23 protein-coding genes are annotated in these 23,580 nt (G+C 33.5%); 12 read left to right on the top strand and 11 right to left on the bottom strand.

Features of this window, described 5'->3' with window-relative positions:
• Positions 1-20 precede the first annotated feature (20 nt).
• Together ACRBBL_RS12085 and ACRBBL_RS12080 are read left to right on the top strand one after the other, a co-directional pair.
• Positions 21-377, top strand: coding sequence for a hypothetical protein (locus ACRBBL_RS12085; RefSeq protein WP_431369314.1), 357 nt, complete (start codon positions 21-23; stop codon positions 375-377).
• A 72-nt stretch (positions 378-449) separates the two neighbouring features.
• Positions 450-830: a plastocyanin/azurin family copper-binding protein gene (locus tag ACRBBL_RS12080; protein WP_431369313.1), complete on the top strand. Its 381-nt coding sequence runs from the start codon at positions 450-452 to the stop codon at positions 828-830.
• A gap of 92 nt (positions 831-922) precedes the next feature.
• Here ACRBBL_RS12080 and ACRBBL_RS12075 read toward each other — a convergent pair whose 3' ends face one another.
• The 5 genes from ACRBBL_RS12075 to ACRBBL_RS12055 all read right to left on the bottom strand — a co-directional run bounded on the left by ACRBBL_RS12075 (position 923) and on the right by ACRBBL_RS12055 (position 4,985).
• Positions 923-1,513, bottom strand: coding sequence for a hypothetical protein (locus ACRBBL_RS12075; protein WP_431369312.1), 591 nt, complete (start codon positions 1,511-1,513; stop codon positions 923-925).
• A 34-nt stretch (positions 1,514-1,547) separates the two neighbouring features.
• Positions 1,548-2,168, bottom strand: coding sequence for a hypothetical protein (locus tag ACRBBL_RS12070; protein WP_431369311.1), 621 nt, complete (start codon positions 2,166-2,168; stop codon positions 1,548-1,550).
• A 197-nt stretch (positions 2,169-2,365) separates the two neighbouring features.
• Positions 2,366-3,658, bottom strand: a complete 1,293-nt coding sequence (locus ACRBBL_RS12065; protein WP_431369310.1) for an aminopeptidase P family protein — start codon at positions 3,656-3,658, stop codon at positions 2,366-2,368.
• Between the two features lie 121 nt (positions 3,659-3,779).
• A complete protein-coding gene (locus tag ACRBBL_RS12060) occupies positions 3,780-4,340 on the bottom strand; it encodes a hypothetical protein (RefSeq protein WP_431369309.1) in 561 nt (186 codons plus the stop codon).
• Between the two features lie 60 nt (positions 4,341-4,400).
• Positions 4,401-4,985, bottom strand: coding sequence for a Crp/Fnr family transcriptional regulator (locus tag ACRBBL_RS12055; RefSeq protein WP_431369308.1), 585 nt, complete (start codon positions 4,983-4,985; stop codon positions 4,401-4,403).
• 241 nt (positions 4,986-5,226) lie between these two features.
• On the opposite strand from ACRBBL_RS12055, the gene ACRBBL_RS12050 reads away from it, so the two are divergent.
• Positions 5,227-5,832: a hypothetical protein gene (locus ACRBBL_RS12050; protein ID WP_431369307.1), complete on the top strand. Its 606-nt coding sequence runs from the start codon at positions 5,227-5,229 to the stop codon at positions 5,830-5,832.
• Between the two features lie 132 nt (positions 5,833-5,964).
• Here ACRBBL_RS12050 and ACRBBL_RS12045 read toward each other — a convergent pair whose 3' ends face one another.
• The 3 genes from ACRBBL_RS12045 to ACRBBL_RS12035 form a co-directional block, all read right to left on the bottom strand.
• On the bottom strand, positions 5,965-6,810 hold the full coding sequence (locus tag ACRBBL_RS12045) for a helix-turn-helix domain-containing protein (RefSeq protein ID WP_431369306.1): 846 nt from the start codon (positions 6,808-6,810) through the stop codon (positions 5,965-5,967).
• A 124-nt stretch (positions 6,811-6,934) separates the two neighbouring features.
• The gene (gene brnQ, locus ACRBBL_RS12040; RefSeq protein ID WP_431369305.1) at positions 6,935-8,227 is read right to left on the bottom strand and encodes a branched-chain amino acid transport system II carrier protein; all 1,293 of its coding nucleotides are present in this window, start codon (positions 8,225-8,227) and stop codon (positions 6,935-6,937) included.
• Positions 8,228-8,788 (bottom strand): hypothetical protein, encoded by a 561-nt coding sequence (locus ACRBBL_RS12035; protein WP_431369304.1) that lies wholly within the window; start codon positions 8,786-8,788, stop codon positions 8,228-8,230.
• Between the two features lie 9 nt (positions 8,789-8,797).
• On the opposite strand from ACRBBL_RS12035, the gene ACRBBL_RS12030 reads away from it, so the two are divergent.
• Positions 8,798-9,619, top strand: a complete 822-nt coding sequence (locus tag ACRBBL_RS12030; protein WP_431369303.1) for an alpha/beta fold hydrolase — start codon at positions 8,798-8,800, stop codon at positions 9,617-9,619.
• Positions 9,620-9,865: 246 nt separating this feature from the next.
• The gene (locus tag ACRBBL_RS12025) at positions 9,866-10,105 is read left to right on the top strand and encodes a hypothetical protein (RefSeq protein WP_431369302.1); all 240 of its coding nucleotides are present in this window, start codon (positions 9,866-9,868) and stop codon (positions 10,103-10,105) included.
• A 335-nt stretch (positions 10,106-10,440) separates the two neighbouring features.
• Here ACRBBL_RS12025 and thiL read toward each other — a convergent pair whose 3' ends face one another.
• The gene (gene thiL / locus ACRBBL_RS12020; RefSeq protein WP_431369301.1) at positions 10,441-11,499 is read right to left on the bottom strand and encodes a thiamine-phosphate kinase; all 1,059 of its coding nucleotides are present in this window, start codon (positions 11,497-11,499) and stop codon (positions 10,441-10,443) included.
• Positions 11,500-11,588: 89 nt separating this feature from the next.
• Between thiL and ACRBBL_RS12015 the strand changes: the two genes are divergently transcribed.
• The 4 genes from ACRBBL_RS12015 to ACRBBL_RS12000 are packed head-to-tail and all read left to right on the top strand — an operon-like array spanning position 11,589 to position 16,458.
• Entirely contained in the window at positions 11,589-13,016 is a 1,428-nt protein-coding gene (locus ACRBBL_RS12015; protein WP_431369300.1) for a choice-of-anchor B family protein, read from the top strand.
• 35 nt (positions 13,017-13,051) lie between these two features.
• Complete coding sequence (locus tag ACRBBL_RS12010; protein WP_431369299.1) at positions 13,052-14,305, top strand: choice-of-anchor B family protein; 1,254 nt, start codon at positions 13,052-13,054, stop codon at positions 14,303-14,305.
• 3 nt (positions 14,306-14,308) lie between these two features.
• Positions 14,309-15,700: a hypothetical protein gene (locus ACRBBL_RS12005; protein ID WP_431369298.1), complete on the top strand. Its 1,392-nt coding sequence runs from the start codon at positions 14,309-14,311 to the stop codon at positions 15,698-15,700.
• Positions 15,700-16,458 carry an MbnP family protein gene (locus tag ACRBBL_RS12000; protein ID WP_431369297.1) on the top strand — a complete coding sequence of 253 codons (759 nt, stop codon included), beginning with the start codon at positions 15,700-15,702 and terminating at the stop codon, positions 16,456-16,458. The genes ACRBBL_RS12005 and ACRBBL_RS12000 overlap by 1 nt, the downstream gene beginning before the upstream one ends.
• A 10-nt stretch (positions 16,459-16,468) precedes the next feature.
• Here the strand turns inward: ACRBBL_RS12000 and ACRBBL_RS11995 are convergent, their stop codons facing one another.
• Together ACRBBL_RS11995 and ACRBBL_RS11990 are read right to left on the bottom strand one after the other, a co-directional pair.
• The gene (locus tag ACRBBL_RS11995) at positions 16,469-17,077 is read right to left on the bottom strand and encodes a response regulator transcription factor (RefSeq protein WP_431369296.1); all 609 of its coding nucleotides are present in this window, start codon (positions 17,075-17,077) and stop codon (positions 16,469-16,471) included.
• 7 nt (positions 17,078-17,084) lie between these two features.
• Positions 17,085-18,947: a tetratricopeptide repeat-containing sensor histidine kinase gene (locus ACRBBL_RS11990; protein ID WP_431369295.1), complete on the bottom strand. Its 1,863-nt coding sequence runs from the start codon at positions 18,945-18,947 to the stop codon at positions 17,085-17,087.
• 195 nt (positions 18,948-19,142) lie between these two features.
• Here ACRBBL_RS11990 and ACRBBL_RS11985 point away from each other — a divergent pair, with 195 nt between their 5' ends.
• The 3 genes from ACRBBL_RS11985 to ACRBBL_RS11975 all read left to right on the top strand — a co-directional run bounded on the left by ACRBBL_RS11985 (position 19,143) and on the right by ACRBBL_RS11975 (position 23,548).
• Positions 19,143-19,757, top strand: coding sequence for a T9SS type A sorting domain-containing protein (locus ACRBBL_RS11985; protein ID WP_431369294.1), 615 nt, complete (start codon positions 19,143-19,145; stop codon positions 19,755-19,757).
• Between the two features lie 95 nt (positions 19,758-19,852).
• Positions 19,853-20,863, top strand: a complete 1,011-nt coding sequence (locus tag ACRBBL_RS11980; RefSeq protein ID WP_431369293.1) for a hypothetical protein — start codon at positions 19,853-19,855, stop codon at positions 20,861-20,863.
• A 165-nt stretch (positions 20,864-21,028) separates the two neighbouring features.
• Positions 21,029-23,548 carry a T9SS type A sorting domain-containing protein gene (locus ACRBBL_RS11975; protein ID WP_431369292.1) on the top strand — a complete coding sequence of 840 codons (2,520 nt, stop codon included), beginning with the start codon at positions 21,029-21,031 and terminating at the stop codon, positions 23,546-23,548.
• Positions 23,549-23,580: the final 32 nt, after the last annotated feature.

Genomic DNA, 23,580 nt, shown 5'->3' with positions numbered 1-23,580 from the left:
ACAATAAAAAACAACTAATTATGGAAGACCAAATAAAGAAGAATTTAAAACACGTTCACGAACTTTTATCAAAAGGCGCTTTTATTGAAGCAATGGAAACATATTTACACGATGATGTAGAGTTGAGAGAAGCGAATGGAACACCGAAAAAAGGAAAGAAGTTTAATGTAGATTTTGAACATGATTTTATTAACAATCAGTTAGAAGAGTTTGTACGATATGATGTAAAAAATCTTGCTGTAAACGGAAACCATTCTTTTTACACAGCAGAAATGGAGTTGAAGATGAAAGACGGAAGCACAATGCTTTCTGAGCAAGCAGTTGCTACTGAATGGAAAGACGGAAAAATTTACAGAGAACGTTATTACCACGCATAAAAACAGTATTTAAAAACTAGAATACAATTCAATAATTACACAAAAAAAATAAATTTTAAAAGAAGAATTACAATGAAAAAATTAATCGCAATTTTAGTAGTATTCGTAGGATTTTCAATAACTACGCAAGCACAAAATAAAATGATGAAGAAAAACGTGAAAACGGTTTCTTTACAACAAACTAAAGGAGAATTTACACAAAAATCAGTTACACTTTCACCAGGAACGTATGTTTTTGAAATCGAAAATACAGGAGTTGGACATGATGTAGGATTTGTGTTAGCGCCTAAAGGAAAAACAGACGCAGCAAACCACATTAAAAACGCTTATGTAACGGAAGTTGTAAAGAATGACACAACTGGACACTCAAAAGAAGTAACGCTTAAAAAAGGAGAGTACGTATATTTTTGCCCGCTTAACCCTACACCACAATACACCTTAATAGTAGAATAACTATTATTGTTTTTTCATGATTGATAGTGAAAAGCACGCCAATTGGCGTGCTTTTTTTATGTATTCAAAATTAATATACTGAAGTAATTTGCTTATTTTTCTATATGAAGTTGAATGTCAAATCCGTTTAATTTTTTGCGAACCTCATCAATCTTTTCTTGCAATGTTGTTGGATTGATTTTTAAGTCGGGAAATATAGTAGCGTCAGGTTTTATAGTCAATTTTGTATAATCTTTATTTTCATCGCTTCCGCAGATAGATCTCGTTTCGGTTTTTCCTTCCTTAAATAAAAACTCTCCTTTTTCTCCGTTTGAATAGGTGCGCAATTTGCACCATTCGGAAGCGGCGTTGATTCGTATCAAACCAATCAATTCACCTAGACCAGATTCCTGAGCGCTTTTCTTCCAAAGCGGTACAGATTCGGTAATTTTCAACAAAGTAGCTTCAGCTTGAGTTATATCTCCATCATAATCTTCATAAATTTCTAAAGACATTCCTACATTAAATTCAATAGAAAAATGATCAACATACAAGTTCACCGAAATATTTGTGCTGTTTTGATCAATTGCATATTGAATAATTTCTAGCGGAATAGAATCGAGTGTTTTTTCCTCAAACAACGTTTTAAAATACATTTGCGGACGCATGCGAATGTGCTCAGATGGTTCAATGTGACGAATCATACTATATATCTTTTTTTCATATACTAATTATGTATTAAAATCGATTGTGCTTTTTTAGAATAGCATCATCAAAAGCAATCATGGTGTATATTGGATCGAAGTTTAAGTTTTCAATTTCTGGTAAAGCTTCTGGATCAGGTTCTTCAATAGCTAGTATGCGAACAGTTTTATCTTTGAAACTTAAAATTACATCCGACAGAAAAGGGATATCATCAATTTTCTGCATTAAAAAGTGAATGTCTTCAATTTGTTGACCAATGAATTCTTTCCAACCATCAGATGTGGAAGCATCAACCCATTTTGAATGACTATCGGGTGTGTAACGTCCAGAGCGTTTTAAAAAAGTAAGAACTGCTTCTTCTCTATTTTTTATGGCTTTTTTAGCGTCATCAAAATACAAATGATAGCAATAAAATACCGTAGGATCATCATCCAACCAAACCCAACTGATCCATTGTTCATTGGAAAGCTGTATTAATACCGCTTCATCTACTAAATGGAAACCATTAGATTCATGAGGACGATTTGGATAATTGGCAATGACATAATGCACTTTTTCAATCGTTTGCCCAATGACATCTTTTTTCTTCCTTTCTATGGATAAAGAGGTTTCTTGATGAATTGAAATTGCATTTTCTAAATGTGTTATTGCCATAAAATTAGTGTTGACTTTTGAGTTTCAAATTAGTGAAATTCAAGAAAAAAAACAGTCTTTAATATCAAATATTTGATATTAAAGACTGTTTTAAAATTTTTCACAAAAGTAGTTTATTGCTATTTAGCAGTTCTCGATACAATTTTCATGGGAAAATCACTCGAACTGACGTTTTGAGGATCAAAACTTACAAACAACTATCGATTCATTAAATCTTCAATTTCGTCTACTTCGATAGGAATGTTACGCATTAGGTTAAATGGCTCTCCAGTTTCCTGAATTACTACATCATCTTCTAAACGAACTCCAAAACCTTCTGCTGGAATGTAAATTCCTGGTTCAACTGTAAATACCATATTTGCTTGCATTGGCTCCGTTAAAATTCCGTAGTCATGTGTGTCTAATCCCATGTGGTGAGAAGTTCCGTGCATGAAATATTTTTTGTATGCTGGCCAATCTGGATCTTCGTTTTGTACATCTGCTTTATCTATCAAGCCAAGACCTAACAACTCGGAAGTCATTAATTTTCCAACTTCTACATGATACGCAGCCCAATCTGTTCCGGGAACCAACATTTTTGTTGCTTCATTTTTCACACGATTTACCGCATTGTATACTGCTTTTTGACGCTCAGAAAAACGACCAGAAACTGGAATTGTTCGTGTCATATCACTTGCGTAATTTCCGTATTCTGCACCGACATCCATTAAAATTAAATCGCCAGCTTTACATTGCTGATTGTTTTCAATATAGTGCAATACATTTGCGTTGTTTCCAGCTGCTACAATTGGTGTGTAAGCGAATTTTTTAGAACGATTTCTTAAAAACTCATGCATGAATTCAGCTTCAATTTCATATTCCCAAACACCCGGTTTTACAAAGTTTAAAATTCTACGAAATCCTTTTTCGGTAATATCGCAGGCTTTTTGTATTAAATCTAATTCTATTGGGTCTTTTACAGAACGTAAACGTTGTAAAATAGGATTGCTTTTTGCTACGTTGTGTGCAGGATATTTTCCTGTTAACCATTTTGTAAAACGATCTTCGCGTGTTTCTGTTTCTACATTGGCACGGTAATGTTCGTTTGTGTTTATATAAACCGTATCACATTGCGTCATGATTTCAAACATGATTTTTTCCATGTCTTGCAACCAATACACCGTTTTAATCCCAGAAGTTGCCAAAGCGGCTTCTTTTGTTAATTTTTCACCTTCCCAAACGGCGATATGTTCGTTGGTTTCTTTTAAGAATAAAATCTCGCGATGCTTTTCTTTTGGACAATCTGGAAATAAGACTAAAATACTTTCTTCTTGATCTACACCACTTAAATAAAAGATATCTCTGTGTTGCTCAAACGGCATGGTGCTATCTGCGCTAATTGGGTAAATATCATTCGAATTAAACACAGCCAAACTACTAGGTTTCATCTGTGCCATGAAATTCTTTCTGTTTTTTATAAACAAGTTGCGGTCTATTGGATCGTATTTCATTTCAGTAATTTTAATTGATTTACCTCAAAATTAACCAAACAAAAAAATAATCATGTAGCCAAATGGCACTTTTTTATTGTAACGATATGTTAATTTGAAATTACTGAATTTGATGATTTAACTATAATAGTGTCAGTTTGCAATATCCTTTGATAGTATAGTTCACTTCATCTTCGAGTTCTATTTCTTGATAGAGTTCCTCAGTATTTACAACTTGTAGCGTGTTTGAAGCTATCGATTTAAAATCTTTATTTCGAATAAACGCATGATAAATAGGATTATTATCACCCATAATCCAGCATTCATTGACACCAATATCTTTCGCTATTTCTGTATGTATTGAAATTAATTTTTCTAAGATTTCTGGGTATTCTATAATTGCTAAGTTGGCTCTGACAACACTCCATATTTCGAATCCATCATTTCTAAACCTCAGCACAATACCTTCCGATAATTCTAGTGCAGCATGTATAGTAGGTAATTTGGGTCTTTGTGAAACTTTTTCATCATTCAAATACCACTGAGGAAGCGCTTTTGGAATTTCTAAAAAACCTTCTGATAGCATTGTGTTATAGCATTCTTTTATAGAAGTATATTCTTGATTTTCAATTTTATCAATTACATGACTCATTGTTTCGTGAAACTCATTCAGTGGAAAAATTGCGGTAATGTTTACGCCCATAGTTTTTATAAATTCTATTTAGTTATTTTTTGCAGTTATCCATCAATTGAAACTGCAAATTTACTTCACAGATTTCCGAATACGACTCATGTGTCGCGATGAAATTCCTAAAAAGGAAGCTAAATAATGTAATGGTACTTCTATGAGTAATTTTGGCTCATTACTAAGCAGTTTTTTATAGCGTTCTTCTGGAGTTAAGGTCAATAAATCGATGCGATAATCGTCAATTCTGTAGATTTGATTTTCTATTAAATTGTAGTAAAATTTATTAAAAGCGATATTATTTTTTAATAAATACTGAAAATCTTTTTGCTCAATAACAAACAAATCACAATCACTAATGGCTTTCATGTTTTTGCGTGATGGAATTTGATGCATAAAACTTTTCAATGCCGCTGTGGCGGAATTTTTTAATGCGAGATAGGTTGTTTTTTCTTCACCTTCAACCAAAATAGTATGCTGTAAAATGCCGCTTTCAATAAAGCAGAAGTACTTGCATATTGTTCCTTCTTCTACAAAAAGTGTATTCTTTTTTAGATGCAAATAGTTGAACCTTTCCAAAATCACAGGAATTTGGTCATTCAAAGATGCATCTTTAATGAAGGTTTTTAAGTATAGTTCAAAATTTATGGTAGATACGCTCATATATTTTAAAATAGGAGCGTAAAATACGAACTATTTAATTTGAAAATGAATTTGTAATAAAAAATAGTGTTGAGAATTGAGTTGTGAGTATTGAGAAGTTTCTTATGAAGTTCAGTAATAAAAAGTAAAGACTAGCACTAATTTTAACTTTTAAGCAGACATCAAACCGAGTAAAACGTAGCTTTAATTCATGTCAATTACAGCAAGATCATTATTTTAGCACAAGAAATTATTATTACAGATGAGAATATTATTAATTATACTAATCATATCATTTTTTTCTAGTTGCAAGACAAATAAACAAAGTTTTACAGGTAGTATTAAGTTTTCTACTCAGTTTTTACCTCCTAAAAAGCCTTCTAAAGATCTTACAATTTTAAGAGAGATGTATGGCGATAGCTTACTTATGGTGTACCAAAAAAATGGAGATTACATACGAAAATATCTAAATAATATAGACCCGAATATTTATCTTCAATCTTTTGATGCCGCTATTGGTAAAGTATATTATAAAAATAAAAAATTAGAGGTGACAGATTCTGTAGATGTAACTGTTAATGGAGTAGAATTGATAAGTGTTAAGAAAATTGACAATGAATTGATAATGGGATATGATTGTGACTGTTATGAATACATTGCGTTTTTCAGTATGATTAATCAAGACATAATTTTAAATTTTTGTTACAGTTCTGAAACACCTTATTTGAATCCTAAATTATATAAAAAGCATGTAGACTTCTTTATAAGTGACTTTTTTGAAAAATCAAATAGACCTTACCTGAAGTTTTCTACGGAAACCGAAGAATTTAAAGCTATATATACTGCTACATCTATCAATACTAATTGATTTAAAATGAATTTGTAATAAAAAATAGTATTGAGAATTAAGTAAAGGTCGTTTTAGTTTAGAAGCAGATTGCTTCGTCATACTTTCTCGCAATGACCTTTCTAACAAATCTAACAATCCAAGAAGTCTAATTTACTTCTTATGTTCTGCTTTAAAATTCAGTGGAGATTTTTGAATGGCTTTGGTAAAAAAACGTGTAAAATATGCTGGATCGTTAAAACCTAAATCAAAAGCAATTTCTTTTACAGATTGTTCAGAATAGAGCAATTGACGTTTGGCTTCCAAAATGATTCTATTCTTAATAAAATCGCTTGGCGTTGTAGTTCCGAGTTTTTGAAAATGCTTGGTGATGGATTTTGGTGAAATCCCCAATCGATCTGCATAAGCTGAAACCGAATGCATTTGTTTGAAGTTTTGTTCTACCAATACACTAAAATCTTTGTAGAGTTTCGTTTCTGTTTCTTCTTTCACTACAAAATCTTCTTTCTTTACACGAACCGAATGAATGATAAACTGTTTCAAATAGGTTTGCAACATATCATATTGTCCCGAGTTTTCATTGTTGAATTCTTCAATCAAATCTTCCAAAATCAAACTCAAACGCTGTATATCTTTTGGTTTTGGTACTACAAAAGGTGTATCGTACACATTATTAAACAAGACTCCATTACATGAAATTTCTTTGTCATGTGTCTGAATGCAATAAAAGTCACGTTGAAACGAAAGTTTATACGCTTCTTTAATTTTCTCTGAACTTACCGAAAACACTTGTCCTGGCGACAAAAAGAAGATGATATTTCCATCAAAGGTATATTCTTCAAAATCGATATGATACGTTCCTTTTCCTTCCTTAATCCAATAAATCGTATATGAATCTACTTGTTCGGGTTTGTTGACAACACAGGCTTTTTCAAACTGTACAACACTTAATGAAAAAGTATCTTGATATGTATAGGTTGTAATATCTTGAACTGCCATGAATGATTGTTTCTTTGTTTTATTTAGATTGATGCGTAATTGGTCGTAAAAAGTGGAATTTACTTAACTTTTACATTTCGACTCCGTTCAATTTCAAAATTTTTGAAATACGAAATTGCGTCTTTTATTCCAGCTTCTTCTGAAACATTCCCACCAATACAAAAGTTAGTAATGCAGGTAAAACCCACGCAAAATCATGTGTTCCTAGCGGCATGGTTTCTCTGAAGTGTAGTAATAAACTACTGTTTGGATAGAAGTAAGCAATCGCATCTATCAGTCCAAAAACAAATGTGACCAAAACCACCATTTGATATACAATAGGTGTCGCAAATTTCTGTGATACTACATTTAAAAAGATTAATACAATGGCAATTGGATAAATGAATTTTAATATCGGAATGGCAATAACAATGATATCATGAAAGTCTAATTGTCCAACACCAACTCCTAATAAGCAAGCTACGACGGCAGTAATTACATACGCATTTTTTGATTTCTTAAAGAGTCCTTTAAAGTAATCGGCCGTTCCTGTAGTGATTCCGACAGCAGTCGTAAAACAGGCCAATGCCACCAATACACTTAAAAAGGCAGTTCCGATGTTTCCTAACGTTGCCAAACTGATTCCACGTAATAAAGCTGCACGTTTATAATCAGTGCCTTTACTCATATCAATTTCAATTTCATTGCTAAAGTATGAACCTAGCAGTATCAAACCTGCATAAATAATGAACAATCCAATACCAGCAATCCAACCCGATTTGGCAATGAGTTTTTTCTTTTCTTCAAACGAATCGTGTCCTTTTAAGTTTAATGAAATTATAATTACTCCACCAACTACAATGGCGCCAATAGCATCAAATGTCTGGTAGCCTTCTTTTAGTCCGTCAAATAAAGGTGTTTCAAAAATAGAAGGAATCAAAGCTTCATGTGGCATACACAAGCCAATTCCGATAATAGTCAATAAAATAAGGACAATAAGTGGTGTTAGAAATTTTCCAATAAAGTTGAGAATCTTTGTTCTATTCAACACAAAAACCAATACCAATGCAAAATAAATACTGCTTGTTAATAAAGCACTTGTTCCAAAATTGGGGAATATAGAAATTTCATGTGTTGCTGCAGCTGTTCTTGGTGATGGAATTGCCACTGAAATTATATAGATAATGATACAAAATACAGTACTAAATATTGGAGATACTTTTTTTCCAAAATCGTACATCGTCCCTTGCAATCGCGCATGCGCAAGTATTCCAAAAATAGGAATGACAACGGCTGTAATCATAAATCCGAGTGTTACCCAAAACCATTGATCGGTAGCTTGATATCCTAATAATGGTGGTAATAGCAAGTTTCCTGCACCAAAAAACATGGAGAATAAGGCAAAAGAGGTAACAAAGAGTTCTTTATTTTTTGACATTTATGTGATTTTTTTAATTCCAGCAATCAATAGACTAATGAGTACGTATAAAATTGCTAAACCAATATTTATAAATTTAATCATAGCTGTAACAAACGCAAGTGTTGACCAATGCGACTGTAAATCGTCATAAAATAGCTGCAGTAAAGCAAAATTTTCTACCATATCTAAAACGCCTGCATATACAACCATTCTAATCATGACAATTCCCAATCGGTAGCCTAATGTTTCAGGATTTTTCCAAATAATTCTTCTCACGCGATGAATCACTAAGCACAATAGAAATGCATAGGCGATGATAAATACGTAATCGAACCACAAACTCCATTCTGCAGATTGCATTGCGCCTTCGGTAACTTTCCAAGAGTCTAAAATTTGTGTGCTACAATCAAGTGTTTTTGCAAGTTCGAACGAAATAATTCCCAAAGGAGCCACTTCATTTTTTAGTAAAGTATCAAAATACATCATGCAACTTGCTGCCAATAGAAAAGTAGTAATTGCTAGGAACAGCAATTTTTTTTCGGAAGCAGGCGAAAGTTTTTGAAAAGTAAACGGTAACATTTTTGATGAATGGTTTTACAACTAACGAAAGATACATATTTTTGCGACATGCAACAGTTTGTAAGCTATAAAAATATAGAAATTGCCTATACCGTTTCGGGTAAAGGAAATGCTTTGGTGTTATTGCACGGCTTTTTAGAAACGAGTACAATGTGGCAATCATACGTTGAAGCTCTTTCTAAAACTAACAAAGTCATTACGATAGATTTATTAGGTCATGGAAAAACGCCGTGTTTGGGATATATTCATACGATGGAAGAAATGGCAGAAACCGTTTTTGCTGTTGTAAAGGAATTAAAGTTGCGCAAAATTCACTTGGCAGGACATTCTATGGGCGGTTATGTAGCGTTGGCTTTCGCCGAAATGTACCCAGATTATGTAAAGGCTTTGTGTTTGATTAACTCTACTTCGCGTGCCGATAGTGAGGAGCGAAAAGTGAATCGCGATCGTGCTATTAGAGCTGTGAAGTATAATCACAAGCAATTTATTCGTATCTCTGTCACAAATTTATTTCGACCAAAAAATCGTAAAATCTTCGCTGAAACAATCAAAAAAGTCAAAAAAGAAGCTTTAACAACTTCCTTGCAAGGAATTATTGCTGCTTTGGAAGGCATGAAAATTAGAGAAGACAGAGAAGTATTGTTGCATTTTTCGCCTTATAAGAAAATGATGGTTATTGGAAAACGTGATCCAGTATTGAATTTTGAAGATTTGATTGATCAAACAAAAAATTCAGAAGTTGACGTTGATATTTTCCCTGACGGACACATGAGTCATATTGAAAATAAAGACGATTTACTATTTTCATTGAATCGATTTGTAGGAAATTAACGTTCCATCACCAAAGCTTATCTTAATAACACTACTTTTTAAACACAAACAATCTTACAAGTAAGAAAATTCATTTTACATATTGAAGAATTTTGAGATTAAAACTAAAGAATTAATTTTTATTTTACCGTTTAACTTTAAAAAAAAGTGCATTTCATCTAAAAAAATAACCTTTTCATCGGATAAATGTTTTGATTTATGTATATTAGTTGTGCCCAAAAAAAATTACTTAACCTACTTACCGCCATGGATCATATGAGTATAAAAACTACTTTTTCACTCGGAAAACTATACTGTAACTTCTTCGGTCATCGTTACCGAGTAACAAAAAAAGTAACTTCGCACATCAACGAATATCAATGTATGCTTTGCAATTGTGAAGCTACTAATGATGATAAAGGAAAATTGACACAATTAACACCTCAACTGAAAGACATTAACGAGACTTTAGTTTCGTTTCATAAAAAGAAGAATCCTGCTTTTTAGACGTACTTAGACTTTTTAGATTTTTAGACGTGTTAGAAACCGTCATTGCGAAAAAGCGTGACGTGGCAATCTGTTTCTAAATCTGAAACTTTAAAAGTTCTTAGAAAACATCTTGATTCTTGACTCTGAAAATCCTGATTCTTTTTTCTACCACGAATGCAAGAATGTTTTGGCTTGTTTATCGGCACGAGTTACAAACTCGCTCTACCACAAATGTTGAAATTGAATCTGAATTTAAGACGAATACCTCTTACAATTCAAATTTGATCATGCGTGATTAAATAATTACACTATTTTCTTTGATCACAGCCATTTCAACATTCATAATTAAAAATTTACAATTCTGAATCAGAATCCATAGCATTCCATCCTTGTGCTTTCAATGGAATTTTTGTATTTGCTCTTGTTACTAAATGAATACCTTCACTTTCTTGTGTCATGTGACCAATCACGGTAAGATTTGGATTTGCTTTAATTTTTGGAAAATCTTCTTGACTTACAGTGAATAAAAGTTCATAATCTTCTCCTCCACTTAAAGCAACCATTGTACTATCTAGTTTGAATTCTTCACATGTAGAAATTACTTGTGGATCTAAAGGAATTTTATCTTCATACAAGTTACAACCAACACCAGATTGCTTGCACAAATGCATGATTTCGGAAGATAAACCGTCACTAATATCAATCATAGACGTTGGTTTCACTTCTAAATCGTGTAATAAAGTTGGAATATCTTTTCGAGCTTCTGGTTTTAACTGGCGCTCAATAATATAAGAATACATGTCCAAATCTGGTTGATTGTTTGGGTTTACCTCAAATACCGATTTTTCACGTTGCAATACTTTCAATCCTAAAAATGCACCTCCAAGATCGCCCGTAACGACTAATAAATCGTTCTCTTTTGCGCCATTTCGGTATGCAATATTTTCGTCTTCTATTTCACCAATCGCGGTAACGCTAATGAGTAATCCTTTTGTGGAAGAAGTAGTATCACCACCAACAACATCAACATTGTAAACTTTTGCTGCTAACTGAATTCCTGCATACAATTCTTCCAAAGCTTCCAAAGGAAAACGATTGGAAACGGCTATCGAAATGGTCACTTGCGTTGCTGTAGCATTCATCGCATAAATATCAGATAGATTGACTACAACAGCTTTGTATCCTAAATGTTTTAGCGGCATATAACTCAAATCGAAATGTACACCTTCTACAAGTAAGTCTGTAGAAACAACTACTTTTTTCGATTTAAAATCTAATACAGCAGCATCATCTCCAATTCCTTTCACTGTAGAACTTTGCGTAATTTTAAAGTTTGCTGTTAAATGATCTATCAATCCAAACTCTCCCAAACTTGCTAATGATGTTCGTTGTTCATCCTTGTCTTTTAACATGCTGTAGTAGTATTTATTAAGTTAAAATTGTATTTTAGTCCGCAGTTTTTAGCCTCGATCCCATTGAAAACGCAAAATTAGCCAAAAAAATGACACGTATTGCACGAAACCTACTCTTTGTTCTTGCACTTTTTAGTATTTGTCCATCTATAGCCCAAATCGTTCCTTGTTCAGGCGGATTTGCGGGTTCATTTCCATGTGATGGTTATGATTTACTATCCAATTTACCAAAATCTACTTTTAGTACCAGAGACGGAAGTGATATTTGGGGCTGGACAGATTCAACTACAAATAAAGAATACGCACTAATTACCTTTGAAGATAAAACTTGTTTTGTTGATGTTACCGATCCTGTAAATCCAATATACTTAGGAAACATTCCAACCAATGCTGGTGTACATTACTGGAGAGATATTAAAGTATATAATAACTACGCATACATTGTAGCCGATAATGTGGGAAATCATGGAATGCAAGTATTCGATTTAACACGTTTGCGCAATGTGACCAACGCTCCAGAAACATTTGTACCTGATAACATTTTGACAGATGTAGGAAGTTGTCATAATATTGCAATTAATGAAGCCACTGGTTTTGCCTATTTAGTAGGTTGTGACACCTTTAGTGGAGGACCGCATTTTGTAGACCTTTCCGATCCTGCAAATCCTGTTTCTGCTGGTGGATATTCTACTGATGGATATACACATGATGCACAAATTGTAATATACAATGGTCCTGATACAGAGCATCATGGAAAGGAGATAATGATTGCTAGCAATGAAAATGAAATTGTGGTTTTAGATGTTTCCACGAAATCTTCTGTAGTACGACTTTCAAGAGTTGATTATACAGATGTTGGATACACACATCAAGGTTGGTTATCTGAAGATCAACGTTATTTTTATCTCGGTGATGAAACTGATGAAATTGATTTTGGATATCAAACAAGAGGTTTGGTTTTTGATTTTTCAAATTTAGACAACCCAACTTTTTTAACCTCATTCACTGGAAACTCCAATGCTATTGACCACAATTATTACACAAAAGGAGACAAATTATATCAAGCCAATTATACTGCTGGATTGCGAGTTTTAGACATTGCCAATCCCATGAATGTTACTGAAATTGGCTATTTTGATACGCATCCAGAATCTAACAACACTACTTTTTTCGGAGCTTGGACTGCATATCCATACTTTGCAAGTGGAAATATTATCATCAGTGACACAGATAGAGGTCTTATCATTATTAGAGATAGCAGTACTTTAGGTACAATTGAAGCGCCAGTTTTTGATTTTATGATGTATCCGAATCCTGCGTCCAATAATACCATGATTAGAGCTGGACAAAACATGTTAATACATACAATACAAGTTTTTGATGTCTTAGGAAAAGAAGTTGCTAAACATGAAAACATCAACGAAATTCTGTTTCAATTGCCACTCTCAAAATTACCGTCAGGTATGTATGTTGTAAAAATAAATGATACTACTTCTCAAAAATTAGTTGTAAATTAAGGAGTTAGTTTCATATCACAAAAAAAGCATTGCAGATGAAAAAGATAAAAAAATGCTTTCTCATTATTGTTGCACTAAGTATTTATGCTTGTGCAGATGATGATAGAGATTTAATCCAAGTAGGAGAAATAGCAAACTCAGTAGCTTTTCCTGGTATCACACTTTGTGAAAATGGTTTTGCTGGAGAGTATCCATGTGATGGTTATGACTTAATGGCTCATATTCCGTTGACAACTTTTGGAGCTATTAGAGGAAATGATTCTTGGGGTTGGACAGATCCACAAACAAATCGCGAATACGCACTTATTGGTACCGATGAAAACGCTTGTTTTGTTGACATTACCGATCCTGTAAATCCTATATATTTAGGAAACTTACCAGCACAAACTGTAGCTAATAATTGGCGAGATATTAAAGTATATAATAATCATGCATTTATTGTAAGTGAAGCGCCTGGTCATGGTATGCAAGTGTTCGATTTAACTCGCTTGCGAAATGTTGCCAATCCTCCAGAAGTTTTTACTCCTGATGCTTGGTATGATGGTTTTGGAAGCGCTCATAATATTGTGATTAATGAAGAAAGTGGATTTGCTTATGCAGTTGGCGCCATGACACTCGATGACACTATATTTTCTTTTGGTGGTGGACCACATTTTATAAACATTCAAAATCCAACAAATCCTGTTGCAGCTGGCGGTTACCCTGATGATGCATATTCACACGATGCACAAGTAATTACCTATAACGGTCCAGATACAGAACACATAGGAAAAGAAATTTTAATTGGAAGTAATGCCAATGAAGTTGTTATTGTTGACATTACCGATAAAGCTAATCCGATTCAATTATCAACAATCGATTATTCTAATATTGGCTATACACATCAAGGTTGGTATACTGAAGATCAACGCTATTTTATTTTAGGTGACGAATTGGACGAACTTAACTTCGGATTTAACTCAAGAAGCATTGTATTTGATTTGGAAGATTTAGACAATCCAAGCGTGCAAATGTCGTATGTAGGTCCTACTGCTGCTATTGACCATAATGGATATACAAAAGGTGACTCCTATTTCTTGGCAAATTATACTGCTGGTGTTCGCATCCTAGATATTTCAGGTATTGGTAGTGGTGTAATTCAAGAAGAAGGTTTTTTTGATACGTATCCTACAAATAACGATGCCATTTTTAGAGGTGCTTGGAATATATATCCATACTTTGAAAGCGGAAATATTGTCGTAAGTGATATTAATTCAGGTTTATTTATCATCCGAAAAAATAATGAGTAATTCATGACGCAGCACAAAACATTTTATACAGTTTTTACAGTTTTATTGTTGACTTTTCTTGTTAGTTGCTCTTCAGATGATAGCAATCCAGCAGATACAACAGATACTAGTGATTCAGTTGCTTTTCAAGGAGAAATCGATTGGGTTAAAACACTTGGTGGTACACAAGAAGATACCGCACAAGATATTACCATAACTGCTGATGGCGGTTATGCCATTGTTGGTTATACCGAAAGTATAGACGGAGATATTACCGACAATGCTACAGAACAGAATAACTATTGGGTTGCACGCTTAGATGCGGATGGAAATTTGCTTTGGAGTAAAACCTACGGAGGAACAGCAGATGATCGTGGTGAAGCTATTAAGACAACTTCCGATGGCGGATTTATTATTACAGGATATAGTCGTAGTGCCGATGAAGATGTGAGTGCAAATAGCGGTTTTTACGATCAATGGATTGTAAAGTTAGATGCTGGCGGAAACATTCAGTGGGAAAAAAGTTTTGGATTCTCTGGAAGCGATCAAGCGTTTGACATTATGCAAACAAGCGATGGCGGTTATTTTACAACAGGATTTTTAGACGTTACCGCTTCTGGCGGAGATGGAAATGTTGGAAAACCCAGTGGAAATAATGAAAGCTTTATAAACCCTAAGCATGGTGTTGGAGAATTTTGGTGTCATAAGCTTGATGCGAATGGAGATGTTGTATGGAGTCGCTATTTTGGTGGAACTAACAACGATCGCTCTTACTCAACTTTAGAAACAAACGATGAAAATTTTATCATTGCAGGTTCGTCAGAAAGTGATGATTTCGATATAACTAACAGTCAAGGAAGTTATGACTTTTGGGTTGTAAAATTGAGCAACACAGGCGATTTAATCTGGCAAAAATCCTATGGCGGTTCAGGAATTGAAATTGGGTATGATATTACTAAAACGAACGATGGGAATTATCTCGTAGTTGGTGATACAAGAAGTACTGATGGAAACATTTCTAATTTAAAAGGTTCTGCCGATTTCTGGATTATTAAAATTAGTGATACTGATGGTTCTTTGCTTTGGGAACGTACGTTTGGCGGAAGTGATTTTGAATCGGCTCGCGGCGTAACACCATTACAAGATGGCGGATTTGCTATTGTAGGAAGCGCCAAAAGTGACAATGTAGATGTAAATTCCAATTATGGTCAAAATGATTTTTGGGTTATCAAAATTACAGATACAGGAAATCTAACTTGGGAGAAAAACTTTGGCGGATCGCAATTAGATATTGCATTTGCTATTGTTGAAACCAACGATAAAAAACTAGTCGTTGCAGGCAGCACACAAAGCAACGATGGTGATATTACACAAAATAAAGGCATCAAAGATGCGTTGATTCTAAAAATAAAGTAATGAAAAAGATCACATATATATTCTCACTAACAACACTTTTACTTGCATCATCGTGTAGTAACGATTCTGATGCAATAGAAACCTCAGCAATTGAAATCACCTTTGACAATCGTATTTCGGCAAGTCAAGATTTAGATTTAGGAACGACTGTTTACATGAATCAAAATAATGAGAGCGTTGTTACGAATGAATTAAAGTATATCATTTCAAACATTGCTTTAATTCAAGACAACGGAACCGTTTTCGAGTACCCAAAAGAAGATTCATACTTTGTCATAAACGAAGAAGATTCAAGCAGTTTGACTTTGAGTTTGACAGGAATTCCAGTTGGGAACTACACACAAATTTCGTTCGGAATCGGTGTTGATCAATCAAAATATCCGCTAGATGGTGGCGTACTAAACTTTATTCCACAAGCAGAAGCAACAGGCATGTTATGGAATTGGGCTGCTGGTTACAAATTCATTAAGTTTGAAGGAACATTTACACCACAAGGCGGCACGGAAAGTCCGTTTGCAATTCACGTGGGAAGTCATGGTCAAAACTTAGACAACTATAAATTTGTAACGCTTCCATTAGCAAATACCATCAATATTTCTGCTGGAAATACAGCTTCTGTAACCGTAGAAGCATATGTTCAAAGTATTATTGATGCTACAAATCAAATTAAACTAGAAGATACAAGCGACATACAAATTGATCCTGTAAACGCACCTAGAATTGCTAAAAATTTGGAGAGTACGTTTAGTGCAGAATAGCTAACGAAACTTAACTAACATAGCCAAAATAGATTGCTTTTTTTATCAAACCAACCGCACTGTTCACTTGCAACTTTAGAAAGATATTTTTCTTGTGCGTTTCAACCGTATGTTTACTTATAAATAACGTATCTGCTATTTGATCGGTTGTGAGTTCTTGCGCAATCAATTGAATAATTTCTTTTTCTCGACGTGTGATAATTTTTTTATTGAATTCTAATTCTTTGTTCGACGATTTATAATCATCATAAAAATAAGATTCGTTTTTAATGATAATATGATGAATAGCTTTGATGAGTTCGTCAAATCCAGTTTCTTTCAATAAATAGCCATCTATACCTTTAAAAGATTGTATTTGCTGAAACATACTAACAACTAATATCTTTAAATTTGGATACTGTTTTTTTATAATTTTCACAAATTCCAATCCGTTCATTTCTGGCATTGAAATATCGGTGATTAATAAATCTGGAGTATTACTTTTTAAAAAGGTCAACGCATCGGAAGCATTGTCTAACACCTTCAATATTTCCATGTCGTCTTGTTTTGACAACACATTTGAAATTCCATCCAAAAACATTTTGTGATCGTCTACAATAACGAGTTTTATCTTAGTCATACATCAGTTAGTTATCCATGGGAATTTCAACAATTACGCGCGTTCCTTTACCTAATTGCGAATCGAATGTAATGACTCCATTAATTATTGTTACGCGTTCTTTCATATTCTGAAATCCAATGCCTTTATGTATAGTTTTAGCATCAAAACCCGTTCCATCATCTTCATACATTAAAATTAACGAATCAGAATGTATATTTATAGACACATCTACTGTTTCTGCATGCGCATGTTTTGCAGCATTATTGAGTAATTCTTGTAAAATACGATACAGATGATGCTTAATTTCACTATCTAAAAGCAGTGCGTTTTCTTCAGGAAAAACCGATATGTTAGTCGAAAAACGATTTGAACCTTCGTATTGTTCCTTTAAATCCAGTAAGAGCGAAACGATATCTTTATCTCTAAAATAGTTGGAACTTAAATTATGAGATAGAATCCTCAATTCTTTAAATGTATTTGAAAGTGATTGATTGATTCCTTTAATTTCAGAATTATGTAGTTCAGAATTAATCTGCGTTAAGCGTAAATTCATTCCTGCCAATTGCCCGCCAATACCATCATGCAATTCTATAGCAATACGATTCCGTTCATTATCTTGTCCGTCAATCAATGCTTGAATTTGTTTTATTTCTTGTTCTTTTTGTAGTCGTTCTTTTTCCTTTATATGCAATTGAGCTTCTTGTTCTCTAATGGTTCGCTGTGTTTTTACACGATGTTTATAAAACAAGATCAAGATGATTAAAGGAATTGTTAAGATGATACTCGAAATTATAATCCAATTTCTGCGTGTAGCTGCTAATTCATTTTCTTTAGCTAATAAGGTAATTTGTGTGTCTTTCTTTTCTACTTCATATTTTGTGCGGATTTCGTCGAATTCTTTGGATTTTTGGATAGTAAATAAATGTTCGCTGAGTTCAATATATTTTTCTTGGTACTCATACGCTTCTTTAAATTGATTGTTATGAAAATAAGGTCCAGAAATTAACCAATACGCTCCACGCATTTGATTATCGTTTAGATATGGTTTATATTCTTTTATGGCATTTTCGTAAGTTCGTATAGCTTTTGGAAAATCACCTACTTCCTCAAAATAAATTCCTTGAGACATTTTTACAAAATATAAGGTCCCATAATCATGTACTTCAGATGCGATTTCTTCTGTTTGGGTCAAATACTCTAAACCTACTTCATACTTCTCTATATTCATATAAAGATCTGCTAAATTTGAAAGTACAACACCTTCCATATGTCTATGACCTATTTCATTAGCAAGTGCAATGCCCTTTTTATAATAATGAATAGCACTATCTTTTTGGATATTGAAAAGTAATAGCCCTTTAATATTATAACTATTGATGAGTTCTTTTTTGAAATTATTTTTTTCTGCTATTTCTATAGCTTTTTGTAGCTCTTCAAATGCTCTTTCTTTATCACCTTTTGTTCTGTATAATAAGGTTAAGCTATTATAAATTCCACTTCGTTGCTGAAGAAGCGAATGCTGTTCCGCAAGAAGCATTGCCTTTTCATGATAGGTAATTGCTTTAGTATAGGCTCCATTTCTTTTCGACAAAGACCCTAATCTATTATACAAAAGTGCTTGTTTTTTATAATCACTTAGTTTTTGCGCATATTTTAATGCTTTATTCGCATAAATAAATGACGAATCATTTTTCTTTTGTTTCGAATAAATTTCACTTAAATTGAAATATGATTGCAGCAATAAATTATCATCTTGGAGTTTCTCGCTTTTATTTACACCTTCTAATGCAAGTAATTTAGCTAGCTCAAAATCGGTATGTAAAGCTTTTGTAAATCGCTCATGTAATACCGTAATCGAATCTAGATTCTGAGCGAAACTGGATAGCACAGTAAAGTAAAGAGTTATAAGTATATATTTAGGAGGATTCAATAAGCCTTATTTAATGTTTCTACAAAAATACCATAAATTCGGTATGGTTTTACATTACTTTTATCTTGAATTTTATAGCACCCTTAATTTAAGGAAATAATCACTATTTTATAGTTAAGTATTTCTGAATAATCACTAAAAAATTGCAAACAGATGAAACAAATTAATTTTCTTTTACTGAAAGCAACATTCATACTCGTCTTTATGTCTAGTATGCATGCGCATTCTCAAATTTTAACTACGCGTTGTGGAGAAGACTTTCACGGTTTTGGACATGCACATCAAAATTGTGACGGTGACATTATAATAACCTCTACTTATAATGAAGGTACCATAGGTACTGTTTTCGCGGGACTTATACATTCTGACAATGGAAGCATCAGAATCATTCCTGGTTACAGTAAAGTAAAACTTATTGCTGAGTTTCCTAATGGTCATGGTCCTGAAACACATAAAACAAAAGCAGGAGGTAATACTGGTAATACTGGTGACGGTTTAGGTAGACCAACAAATCAGAATGAATTAATAGTATCTACTATTAACGTTTCTCCTAACCCAACCAAGAGTGTCGTTTCATTTTCAAGTAACGCCTCTAAAATACAAAAGTATAGTATTTACAACATGTATGGCATTAAAATTATAGAAGAAACCATAGAGCCAACTACAAGTTATAGTTACAATCTTAAACATGTAAAAGAAGGAGTTTATGTACTCAAGCTACAACTAGAAAACGGGGAGCAAATTACCAAAACCATTGCTAAGAATTAAAATATACCAAATTCATGGGATGGTTTTACTCAACCAAATTTTAAACATTTGTAACACACATAAAAACACGTATTAATAACATTAAAAAATATATTATGAAAAAAATAATTTTACCATTAGCATTACTAATTACTGGATTGTCTTTTGGACAAATCAGTACACCACAAGGAGCAGTTACTGCGACCACCAATAACACAGGAAATACAGCAGACAATGTTGGTATTGGAACCACAACTCCTACAGCAAAATTACATGTATTTAACGGAGATCAATCTTATGGAGCCATACTTGCAAATAGTACTGAAGCACCTTTCTCTCTATATACAAAGACTTTAGATAGAGTTATAAATACAGAAATGTTTAGACTTGGATTAAAGTACAATACTGATGAAAATAATGGATTTATTTCCTTTTATCGAGGCGCTGGAACTTTCGGAGGCTTTTTAGGTTTTTCTACAAATGGTATAGAAAGAATGAAAATTGACACACAAGGTAATGTTGGAATTGGCACAGCAACACCAGAATTTAAACTTGACGTAGCTGGAAGTGCAACTGTAAGTCAATATTTTAGATTAAGAGACTTTGACGACCCAACTAACAATTCAGCTACATCTTTAACTAGAGTAATTTCTAGAGATGGAAATAGCATGTTTTGGAATGGCGGTGTTGTAATGGGACAATATGCTAATGATGCTATAGGTGATTTAGGAGAAGGGAATTTAGTAGTGCAAAATAAAATAGGTGTTGGCACATCCAATCTTTCACAAGATAGCGCTAAATTACTTGTAGAAGGAAAAATTCTTTGCGAAGAAGTAGAAGTGATACAAGACGTATTACCTGATTATGTATTTCAAAAATATTATACAGGGACTTCTGCCTTAAAAGCAGATTATGTAATGCCTACACTTGAAGAAGTTGAAGCGTTTACCAAAACAAATCATCACTTGCCTAGCGTACCTAGTGCAGCCGAAGTAAAAGAAGAAGGCATGCAACTAAAAGAAATGACTACTATTTTACTTCAAAAAGTAGAAGAGCTTACCTTATACACCATAGAGCAAGAAAAGCGTATCAAAGCTTTGGAAGCAAAATTGGCAGCGAAAAAGTAATTCATACTACATTTTTTTTCGTTTTTAGTAAAAGGCTGGTTAATCATTCTAATTAGCTAGCCTTTACACTTTTCATACATTTTAAAATACACTTTCACTTAAGTCTTTTACACTTAGGTTAGATTCCTATTGCCTATTCACAACACCAAATAAAATTACAAAATCATGAAACTTATATATAAAATTACATTCATTATACTCTGGCTAAGTACCATTGCCGTAGCGCAAGAAAAAGATCCTAGAATGGCGCAAATTGCATCTGTAGAACAAGAAATAAACGTATTCATCGCCGCTCATATTGACAGTTATCAAATTCCGCAAAAAGAAATTGATGCATTGCTAAATAACGAGGACCATCATAACCTATCAAAGGAAGAAGCAAACGACATCATTCTAAATATGAAAAGAAGTCGTTTACGTGATTTATACTTTGAACAACATCCCGAAAAACGCGATGTATACATCTCTAAAAAGCCAGCGATTCAAACCAAACAACTCTGTAATGATGGAGGATTTGAAGGAGCAACACCATTACAAGGTTACAGTTTCTTTAATTATACTGAAACAATCGCAGGATTCGATTCTTGCAATATGCCACTAGAAGCTGGGACTCCAGCTATACCACCAACATCTATTAACGATTTTAATGCCGACTATACCATTGTTAATCAAGGAATTGATCCAGAACTATGGTCTGATGGCGTTAGTGTCCGTAGAACTTTTAATAATTCGCCACAGGCAATAAAATTAAACAAATCTTCTGGAGGTTTTGATGTAACACACATGCAACGAACTTTCAATATCAATGAAAATAATTTAAGTATCAATTTTTCTCTAATCCTTGAAAATCCTGCGGGTCATCCATCACGACAACCTTTCTTTCGTATCCGATTATACGATGCTAATGGCAATATTTTCTTTGAACGATGCATCATATCCGATCCAAACAATTGTATCTTTACTGCTGTAGGATCAACACTTTACTCAGATTGGCGCTGTATTAATATTGACACTCAAAACTTAATTGGACAAAATGCTACGCTAGAATTCTCCATTGTTGATTGTGGTCAGGCTGGTCATTATGGAACCGTATATATTGATGAAATATGCAATACTACATGTACTACAAGTGCATTTGGTGATATTCAATTAGATCCTGTAAACTTAAATTGCCCAACAGCACCCTTTCAAGTATGTGGTTCGTTTTTAGCACCTTTATGTACTACTGACCTACAAAGTCTTACACTAGATGTGATAGACCAAACAGGAAGCGTGGTCAATACCTTAACAAACCCTGTCATAAACCAACAGACCAATCAGTTTTGTTTTACTGTTGATCCTAGCGATTTTGGAGCAAATCCTGTTGGCAATTATGAATTTGAAGCGATTGCAAATTTTAATACAAGTACAGGTTTTATAAACACCATCAATGATTTATCAGCAAACGTAGGTCCAGATGTAGCCTTCAACAACTGTCCAGATCCTTGCGAAGTTATTATTCCTAATATTGCGATTATAAATGCTATTGACGGATGCAACGCCACTTTTACAGGAAGCAACAATGGTACAAACTGTCCAAACCAAACCTATTTATGGGAAGTATTCCTTGACGGAAACACAACTCCAGTCTTTACCTCAACAAACACAAGTTTTAATGAAACCGATTTTGACTTTACCCAAGCAGAAGGAAATTATGTAGTACAATTAACCATTACAGGCCCTACAAACTCTGCTTCAACCTCAATCAATTATAGTTTGTCAGATGATTGTTATGCAGATCCATGTATCGATGATTTGAATGCTTTAATCATAAATCAATTAACGCTTACTTGGGATGATATTGCCACTTCTTACGACTTACAGTTTGCTTCAGATAATAGATGCCATGATTTTTATACAGATTCTAGTACTGAAGTTACAGTTAGTTACAATAATTTGACCACAAACGTCATCGATTTAAATACAGTATTTAATGATCTAAGAGCCTTATCTAATAATTTTAAAGGCTTTAGATACAGAATACGAACTAATTGTGGCGAATGGTCCGATTGGTGTTGTATTGATATAACAAGTGGTCCTATTTCAGGTCTTACTTATTTTGAAACTCCTTACCCAGATTGTTTCCCTGGAAATTCGTGTGATAATTTTGATCCTTTAGCAACCCTAGTTTCTCCAGATAATGATGTAAATAGTGTGAGTGGAGATATAAATTACGACACCTACGTAGCTATTACAGCAACTAACAAGATTGAAGCTACGTTTACTTCAAATTACAGGGCGAGTAATTCTATTCGATTATTACCAAGCTTTCACGCGAAAGACAATTCAAACTTTAGAGCGTATATAGCTAACTGTACCGATGAAGTTGTAATTACACCACCTTCAGGTAGAAGTAGCGCTACACCTCAAAATGAGTTTTTGCAAGAGAAGAACATGGGCGAATTATCTACTGTAAAACTCTATCCGAATCCTACGAAAGGAAATCTAACTATTGAAAGTTTAGAAGCCATAGCATCATGGGAACTCATCAATGTGTATGGAAATTCTATTCGTAAAAAACTAGTACGTGATGAATCGCTTAAAAAAGAAGCACTGAACGTAAGCAACTTAGCAACTGGTGTTTATTTTGTAAAAATCACATTAAAAAATGGAAGCGTTATTACAAAACAATTAATTAAAGATTAATCCAATTGATTTTAATATTCATGAAAAGAATC

Source organism: Kordia sp. (assembly GCF_050633145.1).
Classification (GTDB): Bacteria; Bacteroidota; Bacteroidia; order Flavobacteriales; family Flavobacteriaceae; genus Kordia.
This window is presented reverse-complemented; position numbering and strand designations above follow the sequence as displayed.